The organism is Gemmobacter fulvus (assembly GCF_018798885.1).
Classification (GTDB): domain Bacteria; phylum Pseudomonadota; class Alphaproteobacteria; order Rhodobacterales; family Rhodobacteraceae; genus Gemmobacter; species Gemmobacter fulvus.
Window position 1 is genome coordinate 2,574,511 of record NZ_CP076361.1, and the last position, 12,837, is coordinate 2,587,347.

Annotated in this window: 13 protein-coding genes; 9 read left to right on the forward strand and 4 right to left on the reverse strand. The window is 64.7% G+C overall.

All coding sequences use genetic code 11. The features are described 5' to 3' along the window. The first annotated feature begins 17 nt into the window (after positions 1-17). From paaZ to KM031_RS12545, 3 genes are read left to right on the forward strand one after another with little or no spacing between them, the layout of a single operon-like run. Complete coding sequence (paaZ, locus tag KM031_RS12535) at positions 18-2,084, forward strand: phenylacetic acid degradation bifunctional protein PaaZ (RefSeq protein WP_215507405.1); 2,067 nt, start codon at positions 18-20, stop codon at positions 2,082-2,084. Positions 2,085-2,105: 21 nt separating this feature from the next. Then, positions 2,106-2,603 (forward strand): acyl-CoA thioesterase, encoded by a 498-nt coding sequence (locus tag KM031_RS12540; RefSeq protein WP_246567328.1) that lies wholly within the window; start codon positions 2,106-2,108, stop codon positions 2,601-2,603. Continuing rightward, on the forward strand, positions 2,600-3,220 hold the full coding sequence (locus KM031_RS12545; RefSeq protein WP_215507403.1) for an acyltransferase: 621 nt from the start codon (positions 2,600-2,602) through the stop codon (positions 3,218-3,220). The genes KM031_RS12540 and KM031_RS12545 overlap by 4 nt, the downstream gene beginning before the upstream one ends. On the opposite strand, the gene KM031_RS12550 is transcribed toward KM031_RS12545, so the two are convergent. From KM031_RS12550 to paaG, 4 genes are all read right to left on the reverse strand, one after another. Continuing rightward, positions 3,204-3,803: a TetR/AcrR family transcriptional regulator gene (locus tag KM031_RS12550; RefSeq protein ID WP_215507401.1), complete on the reverse strand. Its 600-nt coding sequence runs from the start codon at positions 3,801-3,803 to the stop codon at positions 3,204-3,206. The genes KM031_RS12545 and KM031_RS12550 overlap by 17 nt on opposite strands. A 110-nt stretch (positions 3,804-3,913) precedes the next feature. Beyond that, positions 3,914-5,224 carry a phenylacetate--CoA ligase PaaK gene (gene paaK, locus KM031_RS12555; protein ID WP_215507399.1) on the reverse strand — a complete coding sequence of 437 codons (1,311 nt, stop codon included), beginning with the start codon at positions 5,222-5,224 and terminating at the stop codon, positions 3,914-3,916. Between the two features lie 29 nt (positions 5,225-5,253). After that, positions 5,254-5,712 carry a hydroxyphenylacetyl-CoA thioesterase PaaI gene (paaI, locus tag KM031_RS12560; protein WP_215507396.1) on the reverse strand — a complete coding sequence of 153 codons (459 nt, stop codon included), beginning with the start codon at positions 5,710-5,712 and terminating at the stop codon, positions 5,254-5,256. Next, a complete protein-coding gene (gene paaG / locus KM031_RS12565) occupies positions 5,709-6,503 on the reverse strand; it encodes a 2-(1,2-epoxy-1,2-dihydrophenyl)acetyl-CoA isomerase PaaG (RefSeq protein ID WP_215507394.1) in 795 nt (264 codons plus the stop codon). Before paaG ends, paaI begins: the two co-directional genes overlap by 4 nt. 104 nt (positions 6,504-6,607) lie before the next feature. Between paaG and paaN the strand changes: the two genes are divergently transcribed. The 6 genes from paaN to KM031_RS12595 all read left to right on the forward strand — a co-directional run bounded on the left by paaN (position 6,608) and on the right by KM031_RS12595 (position 12,837). Next, positions 6,608-8,260 (forward strand): phenylacetic acid degradation protein PaaN, encoded by a 1,653-nt coding sequence (paaN, locus tag KM031_RS12570; RefSeq protein WP_215507392.1) that lies wholly within the window; start codon positions 6,608-6,610, stop codon positions 8,258-8,260. A gap of 41 nt (positions 8,261-8,301) precedes the next feature. Next, entirely contained in the window at positions 8,302-9,444 is a 1,143-nt protein-coding gene (locus KM031_RS12575; RefSeq protein WP_215507390.1) for an ABC transporter substrate-binding protein, read from the forward strand. 97 nt (positions 9,445-9,541) lie between these two features. Next, positions 9,542-10,414, forward strand: a complete 873-nt coding sequence (locus KM031_RS12580; protein ID WP_215507387.1) for a branched-chain amino acid ABC transporter permease — start codon at positions 9,542-9,544, stop codon at positions 10,412-10,414. Then, positions 10,414-11,373 (forward strand): branched-chain amino acid ABC transporter permease, encoded by a 960-nt coding sequence (locus KM031_RS12585; protein WP_215507385.1) that lies wholly within the window; start codon positions 10,414-10,416, stop codon positions 11,371-11,373. The genes KM031_RS12580 and KM031_RS12585 overlap by 1 nt, the downstream gene beginning before the upstream one ends. Then, a complete protein-coding gene (locus KM031_RS12590; protein ID WP_215507383.1) occupies positions 11,370-12,149 on the forward strand; it encodes an ABC transporter ATP-binding protein in 780 nt (259 codons plus the stop codon). Before KM031_RS12585 ends, KM031_RS12590 begins: the two co-directional genes overlap by 4 nt. Beyond that, positions 12,136-12,837 (forward strand): ABC transporter ATP-binding protein, encoded by a 702-nt coding sequence (locus KM031_RS12595; protein ID WP_215507381.1) that lies wholly within the window; start codon positions 12,136-12,138, stop codon positions 12,835-12,837. Before KM031_RS12590 ends, KM031_RS12595 begins: the two co-directional genes overlap by 14 nt.

Genomic DNA, 12,837 nt, shown 5'->3' on the forward strand with positions numbered 1-12,837 from the left:
ACCCGAAGGATATGCCCATGAATGCCCCAGCCCGTCGCGCTCCGCGCCGTCTTGAAAGCTATGTCTGCGGCGGCTGGACCGCTGGCCGGGGGGAAGGTGTCTCTCTGTGTGATGCCGCCACCGGCGATGCGGTGGCGCTGATCGACGCAAGCGGCCTCGATTTCGCGGCGGCGCTGGCCTATGGCCGCGAGGTGGCCGGGCCAAAGCTGCGGGCCATGTCGTTCCATGACCGCGCCGGGATGCTCAAGGCGCTGGGCATGGCGCTGATGGGGCTGAAGGAAGAGTTCTATACCGAAAGCCTGCATACCGGGGCTACGCGGGCCGATGCCTGGGTGGATATCGAAGGCGGGATCGGCACGCTGCTGTCCTTTGCCTCCAAGGCGCGGCGCGAATTGCCCAATACCCGCGTGCTGGTGGATGGCGAGGTGGAACTGCTGTCCAAGGACAATTCCTTTTCGGCGCAGCATATCCTGACCCCGCTGCTCGGGGTGGCGGTGCATATCAACGCCTTCAACTTCCCGATCTGGGGCATGTTGGAGAAAATCGCGCCGACCCTGCTGGCGGGCGTGCCCTGTATCGTGAAACCGGCCAGCCAGACCGCCTATCTGACCGAGCTGATGGTGCGGCGGATCGTTGATCTGCGGATCCTGCCCGAAGGGGCGCTGCAACTCATTTCCGGCTCGGTCGGGGATTTGCTGGATCACGTCACAGCACAGGATGCCGTCACCTTTACCGGCTCGGCCTGGACCGGGCGCAAGCTGAAGGCGCATCCGGCGGTGATTGCCAATTCCGTGCGCTTCACCATGGAGGCCGACAGCCTGAATGCTTCGGTGCTGGGCCCCGATGCCGGGCCGGGCACGCCGGAGTTCGACCTGTTCGTCAAAGAGGTGGCGCGGGAAATGACGGTGAAGGCCGGGCAGAAGTGCACCGCCATCCGCCGCGTGATCGCGCCGCGCGCGCATGTCGATGCGCTGGTGGCCGCGCTGGGCGACCGGCTGGGCAAGACGGCGCTGGGCCTGCCGGGTGACGACGCGGTGCGGATGGGGCCGCTGGCCAGCCTCGATCAGCGCGAGGAGGTGCGGGCGCGCATCCGCGAATTGCAGGCCGATGCCGAGATCGTGGCGGGCAACCCCGATGACGTGCGTTTGGTGTCGGGTGATGCGGCCAGGGGGGCCTTTCTGAACCCGGTGCTGCTCTATTGTGACACGCCCTTTGCGGCGACTGCGGTGCATGATGTCGAGGCGTTTGGCCCGGTGTCGACCGTGATGCCCTATGACAGTGTGGACGAGGCGGTGGCGCTGGCGCGGCGCGGTAAGGGGTCGCTGGTGGCCTCGGTGTTTACCGATGATGCGCGGGTGGCCGAAGAGATGGTGATCGGCATGGCGCCGTTCCATGGCCGGGTGCTGATCGGCAACCGGGCTTCGGCCAAAACCTCGACCGGGCATGGCGCGCCCTTGGCCGGGCTGGTGCATGGCGGGCCGGGCCGGGCCGGTGGCGGCGAGGAAATGGGCGGGATGCGTGGCGTGAAACACTACATGCAGCGCAGCGCCGTGCAGGGCACGCCCCGCCTGCTGTCCGCAGTGACCGGGCGCTGGATCGAAGGGGCCGCGGTGCAGCAGGGCGTGCATCCGTTCCGCAAGTCGTTGGCAGAGCTGCGGATCGGGGATCAGCTGGTCACCGCCACGCGCACCGTGACCGAGGCCGATGTCGAACATTTCGCGCATTTCACCGGCGACACCTTCTATGCGCATATGGACAGCGCCGCCGCCAAGGCCAACCCGTTCTTTGACGACCGCGTGGCGCATGGCTATCTGATCGCCGCGTTTGCGGCAGGGCTGTTCGTCGATCCGGCCCCCGGCCCGGTTCTGGCCAATTACGGCGTCGACAACCTGCGGTTTCTGACGCCGGTATATTTCGGCGACACGCTGCAAGTGCGGCTGACCTGCAAGGAGATCAATCCGCGCGCCAATGCCGACCATGGTGAGGTGCGCTGGGATGCACGGGTGACCAACCAGGACGGGGCTGTGGTGGCGCAATATGACGTGCTAACCATGGTGGCGAAAACCTGGCCACCCACGGCCTGAGCCAACCGGAAGGATCTGCCGATGCCCGATGCGCGCCGCCTTGAAATGACCGTGCTGATGACGCCCGACATGGCGAATTTCAGCGGCAAGGTGCATGGCGGTGCCTTGCTGAACCTGCTGGACCGCGTGGCGTTTTCCTGCGCCTCGCGGTATTCTGGGCAGTATTCGGTGACGCTGTCGGTGGATCAGGTGACATTCAAGGAGCCGGTCCATGTGGGCGAGCTGGTCACCTTCCGCGCCTCGGTCAACCATGCCGGGCGCACCTCGATGGAGGTGGGCATCCGGGTGGAGGCCGAGAATATCCGCAGCGGGGCGCGGCGGCACACCAATTCCTGCTATTTCACCATGGTTGCGGTGGATGACACGGGCCGCCCGGTGCAGGTGCCGGAACTGGTGCTGGAAAGCGATCTGGACCGCAAACGCCAGCGCGCGGCAGAGCTGCGCCGGGCCTTGCGGCGCGAATTCGCGGCACGGCTGGACGAGGCCGCCGAAGCCAAGGGCATGACAGAGGACGAATGACCCAGATTTACGCCTATGACGGCATTGTGCCGGTGATTGATCCGCAGGCCTTTGTGCATCCGGCAGCGGTGGTGATTGGCGATGTGATCATCGGGGCCGCCTGTTATGTTGGCCCCGGCGCGGTGCTGCGCGGCGATTTCGGGCGGATCGTGCTGCACCCGGGCTGCAATGTGCAGGAGACCTGCGTGATCCACAGCTTTCCCGGCAAGGATGTGGTGATCGAGGAGTCCGGCCATATCGGCCACGGCGCGGTACTGCATGGCTGCCATATCGGGCGCAATGCGATGGTCGGCATGAATGCCGTGGTGATGGACGAGGCGGTGGTGGGCGAGAACAGCATCATCGCCGCCATGGCCTTTGTGAAGGCGGGGGCGGTGATCCCGCCGGGCAGCCTTGCCGTCGGATCGCCCGCCAAGGTGATCCGCAGCCTGACCGAGGAGGAGATCGCCTGGAAGCGGCAGGGCACCGGCGTCTATCAGCGTCTGGCGCTGGAGGCGCATGGCAAGCTGACCCCCGCCACACCGCTCAGCGCACCAGAACCCGACCGCCGCCGCGCCAGGGCACCGGAGTATGACCCGCTGATCCTGGAACGCGCAAAGTTCAGCGGACGGCCTTGATACCTTCAAGGATCAGTGTCGTCGCCACATCGGCGTAATCGTCGCGGCTGATCCGCCCGCCTTCCTTGAACCACATGTAGACCCAGTTCATCATGCCAAACAGCGACATGGTGACGGGCATCAGCAAGGGGCGTTCGCGGTCGTCCAACTCGGGGTTGATCTCGCGCAGCACCACCGAAAACCGCCGCACGATGCCGCGTTCCATCGCCATGATCTCGGCCTTTTGCGGATCTGACAGGGCCGAGGTGGCATTCAGCTGCACCTTGTGCTGGTTGTCGGCGCCACGATAGTTTTCCAGCACCGCCCCCACCAGCCGCCGCAAGCGCTGTTCGGGCGGCAACGAGGGGTCTTCGGCCGCCTCGATCGCGGCATCCAGACCTTCCAGATGGGTGATGATGATCGCAAAGATCAGCGCGTCCTTGCTGGGGTAATAGTGATACAGAAGTGCCTTCGACACCTGCGCATGTTGTGCGATTTGCGACATGGAGGCTTTCTCCATGCCCTGTTCCGCGAAAACCGCCGCGGCATTGTCGAGAATGCCACGCTGTTTTTCTTCAAAATCCGTCGCTCTTGTCCGAGCCATGTCACGTCACTTTCCTGCTTGCAGGGGGCCTGCAAAAAAGGGGGCCTTGCGGCCCCCTTCGGTGTATCGGCGGATCAGGGCCGAGTCATCGGCCTTGTGCCGCCCGGGGGTCATTCTTTCGGACGATTGTCCACCACCCGCTTGGCTTTGCCTTCAGACCGGGCAAGCCCGTTCGGATCGCGGACCTCGATCCGGGTCGAGACGCCGACGATGCTTTTGATGTGATGCGCCAGTTCCTTGGCAGATCTGGCGCGGTCGGCCTCGTCGGCCCCATCGGGGGTGCATTCCACGTGGACGGTCATGTTGTCCATCCGCCCGGCGCGGCCGAGTTCGATCTGGAAATGCGGCGCGAGGCCTTTGCATTTCAGGATCTGCTCCTCGATCTGGGTCGGGAACACGTTCACGCCGCGCAGGATGATCATGTCATCCGACCGCCCGGTGATCTTTTCGATGCGCCGCATCGCCCGCGCCGTGCCGGGCAGCAGGCGGGTCAGATCGCGGGTGCGATAACGCACCATCGGCAGACCTTCCTTGGTCAGCGTGGTAAACACCAACTCGCCCATCTCGCCATCAGGCAGCACCGCGCCCGTCACCGGGTCGATGATCTCGGGATAGAAATGGTCCTCCCAGATGTGCAGACCATCCTTGGTTTCCACACATTCACTGGCAACGCCCGGCCCCATCACCTCTGACAGGCCGTAAATATCCACGGCGTGCATGTCAAAGGCCTGCTCGATCTCGGCGCGCATCGCATTGGTCCAGGGCTCGGCCCCGAAGATGCCGACGGCGAGGCTCGACTCGCGCGGGTCGATGCCCTGCCGACGGAATTCATCCAGAATGGACAGCATGTAGGACGGTGTGACCATGATGATGCGTGGCTTGAAATCCTGCATCAACGTGACCTGGCGTTCGGTCATGCCGCCAGAGATCGGTACCACGGTGCAGCCCAGCCGCTCGGCCCCGTAATGCGCACCAAGCCCGCCGGTGAACAGACCATAGCCATAGGCGACATGCACGATATCGCCTGCCCGCCCGCCCGCCGCCCGGATCGACCGCGCCACCATATTCGCCCAGACATCAATGTCATGTTTGGTATAGCCCACCACGGTCGGCTTGCCGGTGGTGCCGGACGAGCCGTGAATCCGCACCAGCTGATTCTGCGGGACGGCGAACATGCCGAAAGGGTAGGTGTCGCGCAGGTCGGTCTTGGTGGTGAAGGGAAATTTCGCCAGATCGGCCAGAGTGGTCAGATCATCGGGATGCACGCCATGGTCATCGAACCGCTTGCGGTAGAAGGCCGAGTTTTCATAGGCATGTTTCAACGACCGCTTCAGGCGGTGAAATTGCAGGGCAGAGATTTCATCGCGCGAGGCGATCTCGATCGGCTCCAGGTCTCCGGGCCGGGGTGACAGGTCTTCCATGGTTTCCTCCCTCGAATGCGGCTGGCGGCTCAGGCCGGGTCCGGCAGATGCTGGCCTTTGACGGTGCGCGAATGGCCGCGAAATTCGGCCACAGGCTCGCCGTGCTGATTGGTGATGTGAATGTCGTAGATACCCGAGCGCCCCTTGAGCGAGACTTCCCGTGCCTCGGCGGTCAGGCGGTCGCCCAGACGGCCCGGGGTCAGATAGGTGATCGAGCAATGCTGCCCCACCACCACGGCATTGCGGCTGTTGCAGGCAAAGGCAAAGGCGCTGTCGGCCAGCGTGAAGATATAGCCGCCATGGCAATTGCCATGGCCGTTCGACATGGCCTCGGTCACGGTCATTTCCAGCATGGCCTCACCCGGGGCGACCCGGATCAGCGCCATGCCCAGCCGCTGCGAAGTGCTGTCATTGTGCCACATCGCCGCGGCGCAGGCCTCGGCCAGGGCCTGCGGATCGCGCGGGGCGGGGGGGAGAGGCGCGTTCATTTTCCCTTGAACTCCGCTTTGCGTTTTTCGAGGAAGGCCGTGACGCCTTCGGCATAATCGGCGCTGCGCCCGGCTTCCTGTTGCAGATCGCGCTCCATATCCAGCTGCGCGTCAAGGCTGTTGCTGGCGGCGGCCTGAATAAGGCGTTTGGTCAGCCCAAGGCCCAGCGTCGGCCCGGCAGCAAGAGACAGCGCCAGCGCTTCGGCTTCGGTCATCAGGGCGTCATCGTCGACGGCCTGCCAGATCAGCCCCCAGGCGGCAGCGGTTTCGGCGGGCAGGGGGGCGGCGGTCAGGGCCAGCGCCTTGGCACGCGGTTCGCCGAGAATACGCGCAAGGCTCCAGCTGCCACCCGCATCGGGAATCAGCCCGATTTTCGAGAAGGCCTGAATGAACTTGGCCGACCGCGCCGCCAGAACGATGTCGCAGGCAAGGGCGATATTCGCCCCGGCACCAGCCGCGACACCGTTCACCGCGCAGATCACCGGCTTTTCCAGCGCGCGAATCAGCCGCAGCGTCGGGTTGTAAAACCGGTCCAGCGTCTGGCCCAGATCGGGCACCGGGCCGCCTTTGCGCGGATCGCGGTCGCCCAGATCCTGCCCGGCGCAGAAGCCGCGCCCCGTGCCCGTCAGCAGCACGGCGCGCACGGCATCTTCGTCCTGTGCGCGCTGAAATCCGGCGCGCAGCGCCATATGCATCTCTTCGTTGAAGGAATTCAGCTTGTCTGGCCGGTTCAGCGTCAGGCGCAGAACGCCATCGGCCAGCGTCACCAGAACGGTGTCGGATTGGATCATCGGTTTCTCCCTCGCCTCGCGGAAAACGTCGCTGCGCCCAAGATTTTTGTTGCATAGACCGACCGGTCGGTCAATGATAAAGCGCAACCTGGGAGGAGGATGCCATGACATCGTTGTTCGACCGCCATCACGCCGTGCTGGATGCTGCTGTTGCGGCCCTGACGGATCGTGGGTTCTGGTCGCCCTTTTCCGAGGTGCCCAGCGGCAAGATCTATGGCGAAACCGCGCGCGAGGATGGCGCGGCGGCTTATGCGGCCTTGCTCAACACACCCTTTGCCTTGCCCGGCCATCCCGAATCCGGGCGCGTCGGGGCTGAACTGTCGCCTTGGGGGCCAGCGCTGGGAATCACCTATCCTGCCGCCGATGTGCCCAGCCTGATCGCCGCCGCCAAGGCCGCCGCAGGTGCATGGGCCGCGGCCACGCCCGAGGCGCGGGTGGGGGTCTGTCTGGAGATTCTGGCCCGGCTGAACCGGATCAGCTTCACCATGGCCCATGCCGTCAGCCACACCACGGGCCAAGCCTTTGCGATGGCGTTTCAGGCGGGCGGCCCGCATGCACAGGATCGCGGGCTGGAGGCGGTGGCGATGGCCTGGGCGGAAATGATCCGCTTCCCTGCCACCGCACGCTGGGAAAAGCCGCAGGGCAAGGCCGCGCCGATCCTGCTGGAAAAACACTGGACGCTGGTGCCGCGCGGCGTGGCGCTGGTGATCGGCTGCCAGACCTTCCCGACATGGAACAGCTATCCGGGGCTGTTTGCCAGCCTCGCCACCGGTAATCCGGTGATCGTGAAACCCCATCCCGCCGCGGTGCTGCCGCTGGCCCTGACAGTGCAGGTGGCGCGTGCGGTGCTGGTCGAGGCGGGCTTTCCCGCCGATGTGGTGCTGCTGGCCGCCGATGCGGCGGGGGCCGAGATCACGCAGGATCTGGTGCGCCACAAGGATGTGGCGATCATCGACTATACCGGCTCCACCGCTTTTGGCGACTGGGTGCGCCGCCATGCGGGCGAGGCGCAGGTTTTCACCGAAGAGGCGGGGGTGAACAGCATCACGCTGGCCGCCACCGATGATTTCGCGGCCACCTGCGCCAATATCGCCTTTTCGCTGGCGCTTTATTCCGGGCAGATGTGCACCGCGCCGCAGAATATCTACATCCCGGCAGGCGGAATCGACACCGATCAGGGCCATCAGAGCTTTGAGGCCGTGGCGCAGGCGCTGGCCTCGGCGGTGGATGCGCTGCTGGACGATCCGGCCCGTGCGGCAGGCCTCTGTGGCGCGATTGCCAATCCGGCCACGCTGGCGCGAGTGACGGCGGCGCGCAGCCTTGGCCGGGTGATCCGCGACTCAACCGCCCTGCCCGAAGGGCGCAGCGCCACGCCGCTGATGCTGGCGGTGCGCGCCGATGAGACCGGGGTGTATGAGGCTGAATGCTTCGGCCCGATCAGCTTTCTGATTGCCGTGCCGGATGCGGATACGGGCATCGCGCTTGCCGCCGATCTTGCGCGCCGCAAGGGCGCGATCACGGCGGCGCTGTATGACACGGACGAGGACCGCATCGCGCGGGCCATCGACGCGTTTGCGCAGGCCGGGGTGAATCTGTCGATCAACCTGACAGGCAATATTTTCGTCAACCAATCGGCGGCGTTCAGCGATTTCCACGTCACCGGGGCGAACCCGGCGGGAAATGCCAGCCTCACCGATACCGCCTTTGTCGCCAGCCGGTTCCGGCGGGCGATGTGGCGTCGCCCCACGGCGGCGTGACCACGCTTCAGCTTCACCGCGTTCTCTGGGAGGAGACCCTTATGAAGACCCTGACGACCACGGCCCTTGCCACCCTGATGGCCCTTGGCCTGACCACCGCCGCCAGCGCCGAAATCAAGATCGGCGCCACCGTCTCGGCCACTGGCCCCGCCTCGTTCCTCGGCGACCCCGAGGCCAAGACGCTGGAAATGCTGGTGGAAGAACTGAACGCCGCAGGCGGCATCAATGGCGAGGAAGTCGCGCTGGTGCTCTATGACGATGCGGGCGATCCGAACAAGGCGCGCACCTTCGCCACCCGTCTGGTGGAAGATGACGAAGTGGTGGCGATCATCGGCGGCAGCACGACCGGCACCACCATGTCGATCATCGCCGTGGCCGAAGATGCAGAGATCCCCTTCATCTCGCTGGCCGGGGCCATCGAGATCATTGACCCGGTCAAACCCTTCGTGTTCAAGACCCCGCATACCGACCGCATGGCCTGTGAAAAGATCTTCGAGGATATGAAGGCGCGGCAGATTGCAAAGATCGGCCTGATCTCGGGCACCGATGGGTTCGGCGCTTCGATGCAGGCGCAGTGCAAGGCGGTGGTCGGCAATTACGGCATCGAAATCGTCGCGGATGAAACCTATGGCCCGCAGGATGCGGACATGACGCCGCAACTGACGAACATCAAGGGCGCAGAGGGAATTCAGGCGATTCTGAACCCCGGCTTCGGGCAGGGGCCGTCGATCGTGACGCGCAACTATGCCCAGCTGGCGATCGACCTGCCGCTGTATCAATCGCATGGCGTGGCGTCTGACGGCTTTATCGAACTGGCCGGGGCGGCGGCTGCCGAAGGCGTGCGCCTGCCGGGCACGGCGCTGCTGGTGGCCGACCTGCTGCCCGACAGCGATCCGCAAAAAGCCATCGTCGCCGCCTATAAAACCGCCTTCGAGGCCAAGACCGGCACCCCCGTCGGCACCTTTGGCGGCTATGCCCATGATGCGTTCCGCATCCTGACCGATGCCATCACCCGCGCCGGATCCTCTGATCCTGCCGCGATCCGCGACGCCATCGAGGCAACCTCGGGTCTGGTCGGCACCACCGGCACCGTGACCATGTCGGCCACGGATCACCTCGGTCTGGATCTGAGCGCGTTCCGCATGCTGGAAATCAAGGATGGCGGCTGGACCATCGTCGAGTGACACAGACCCCGGCTGCCCCGTGTGGGGTGGCCGGGCCTGTCGCCGGGGCGCGCCTTGCGCCCATATCGCTGCATCCCAAGCCGGAGCGAACCCCTCCATGTCGGAACTCATGCAATTCCTCCTGTCGGGGGTGACGGTCGGCGCGGTTTATGCGCTTGTCGCGCTCGGCTTCACGATCATTTACAACGCCTCGGATGTGGTGAACTTCGCGCAAGGCGAATTCGTCATGCTCGGCGGCATGATCACCGTCTTTGCCTTCGAGGCGGGACTGCCGCTGCCCTTGGCGGCGGTGGTGGCCATTGCGGTTACGGCGGGCATCGGTGTGGCCCTGAACAAGCTGGCCATCGAACCGGCGCGCGGGGCACCGGTGGTGTCGCTGATCATCATCACCATCGGCGCGTCGATCTTCATCCGTGGCGTCACGCAGCTGACCTTTGACAAGCAGTTGCATCGCTTTCCGGCCTTTTCGGGGGATGATCCGATCCAGGTGCTGGGCGCGACCATCCTGCCGCAAAGCCTGTGGGTGATTGCGGGCGCATTGGCGGTGTTTGTCGGCCTGTTCTTCTTTTTCACCCGCACGCTGACCGGCAAGGCCATCCTTGCCACCTCGAACAACCGGCTGGCGGCGCAGCTTGTGGGCATCAATACCAATTGGGTGATGACCCTGTCCTTTGCGCTGTCGGCGGGCATCGGGGCGCTGGCCGGGGTGCTGGTCACGCCGATCACGCTGACCTCCTATGATGTCGGGATCGCGCTGGCGCTGAAGGGGTTTGCGGCGGCCATGCTGGGTGGCATGGGCAATCCGAAGGGCGCGCTGGTGGGGGGTATCCTTCTGGGCCTGTTCGAGGCGCTGACGGCGGGCTACCTGAGTTCGCAATACAAGGATGCCGCTGCCTTTGTGGTGATCCTTGCCGTGCTGTTCGCCATGCCGCAGGGCATCTTTGGCCGCAAATCGACGGATCGGGTGTGATGATGAAACTGTCCCCCAAATCCGCCACCCTGCTGGTTCTGGCGCTGCTGATTGCCATCACCCCGTTCTTCTTTCCCTCGGGTTATTATTACCGGGTCGGGGCGCTGATCTTCGTCAATGGCATTGCCGTGACGGGCATCGTGATCCTGACCGGCTATGCCGGGCAGATCAGCCTTGGCCATGCCGGGTTTGCCGGGATCGGTGCCTATGCCTGTGCGCTGGCCCCGGTGCATCTGGGCCTGCATCCGGCCCTGGCTGCTCTGCTCGGGGCGGTGATCTCTGCCCTGCTGGCCTATCTGGTCGGGCGGCCCATCCTGCGCCTGAAGGGTTATTACCTTGGGGTGGCGAGCCTTGGCTTCGGTATCCTTGTGTCAATGGTGCTGGCCAATGAACGCTGGCTGACCAAGGGCCCGGACGGTATCGAAGTGCCGGATCTGGGGCTGCGGGCGCTGCTGAAACAGGCGGGGTTGGACCTGTCGAATGCCGAATTCTGGTATGCGTTTTCCGGGCTGTGCCTGCTGATCGGGGCCTGGCTGGCGCTGAACCTCTATAACAGCCCGACGGGCCGCGCGCTGCGCGCCCTGCACGGGTCGGAAATTGCCGCAAGGACGGTGGGGGTGGATGTTACCCGGCTGAAATTGCAGGCCTTCGTGATTTCGGCAGTCTATGCCTCGGTCTCGGGCTCCCTGCTGGCCTTGCAGAACAAGTTCATCACCCCCGATGTGGCTGGATACATGCACTCGATCGAGATGGTCACCATGGCCGTGCTGGGCGGGGCCGGATCTGTGCTGGGTGCGATCTTCGGTGCGGGCATCCTGACGCTGCTGCCGCAGGTGCTGACGGTCTTTGCCGAATATGAACAGCTTCTGCTCGGTCTTGTGATGATGCTGGTGATGATCTTCATGCGCGACGGGCTTTTGCCCTCGCTCATGCGCCGGGTGCGGGGGAGGGACGAATGAGCCTGCTGCAAGTTGAAGGTCTGGGCATCACCTTTGGCGGCCTGCGTGCCGTGAACGATGTCAGCTTTGCCCTGAACCCCGGCGAGATCGTGTCGGTGATCGGGCCGAATGGCGCGGGCAAGACCACGCTGTTCAACATGATTTCGGGCGTATATCAGCCCGGCTCCGGCAAGGTGAAGCTGAACGGCGAGGATGTGACGGCGATGAGCCCGCATCTTCTGGCGCGGCGCGGCATGTCGCGCACCTTTCAGAACCTGCAAATCTTCCAGAGCATGACCGTGCTGGAAAATGCGATTGCTGGCTACCATCTGCGCGAAAGCGGCTCGGTTCTGGCTGATCTGCTGGGCCTTCCGGCCTCGCGCCGCCGGGCCGCACTGGCCGAAGAGGGCGCGCGCGCCTTGCTGGCGCGCGTCGGGCTGGAGCGTGCGGCGGAACGCGAGGCGGGCAATCTGTCTTACGGCGCGTTGAAACGGCTGGAGATTGCCCGTGCGCTGGCGCTCGACCCCAAGGTCTTGCTGCTGGATGAACCCGCCGCAGGCTGCAATGCCGTGGAAACCGAAGAGATCGACCATCTGATTGCCGAGGTTGCGGCCTCGGGCGTGGCGATCCTGCTGGTGGAACATGACATGAAGATGGTCATGCGCATCTCCAATCACATCGTGGTGCTGGACCATGGCGAAAAGATTGCCGAAGGCGATCCGGCTACGGTCAGCCGCAACCCGGCGGTGATTGCCGCCTATCTGGGCACCGAGGAGGCCGCACATGCTCACGGTTGAAGGGCTGCGTTCGCGCTATGGGCGCATCGAGGTGCTGCATGGCATCGACCTGCGCGTCGACAGCGGCGAGATCGTGACGGTGGTGGGGGCGAATGGCGCGGGCAAGACCACGCTGTTGCGCTGCCTGTCAGGGGTGCAGCCGGTGTCGGGCGGCACAATCACCTTCCGTGGCGAGGCACTGACGCCGGTGCCCGCCTACAAGCGGCTGCGCCGGGGGCTGGCACAATCGCCCGAAGGGCGGCAGATATTCACCAACCTGTCGGTCGAAGAGAACCTGCGGCTCGGGGCCTTCCTGTTCACCGATGATCGGGTGGACAAGGATATGGACGATGCCTTTCAGATGTTCCCGATCCTGAAGGAAAAGCGCAATCTGGCGGCGGGCGGCCTGTCGGGCGGGCAGCAGCAGATGCTGGCGATTGCCCGCGCCCTGATGGGGCGGCCCTCGTGCCTGTTGTTGGACGAGCCGTCGATGGGTCTGGCACCGATCCTTGTCAGCCAGATATTCGAAGTGGTGAAGGGTCTGAAGGCGCTGGATGTGACGGTGCTTCTGGTGGAACAGAATGCCTTTGGCGCGCTCAAGGTGGCGGATCGGGGTTATGTGATGGAAACCGGGCGCATCAGTATGGAGGGCGCGGCGGCAGAGCTGATTGCCGATCCGCGCATCCGTGAAGCCTATCTGGGGATATGA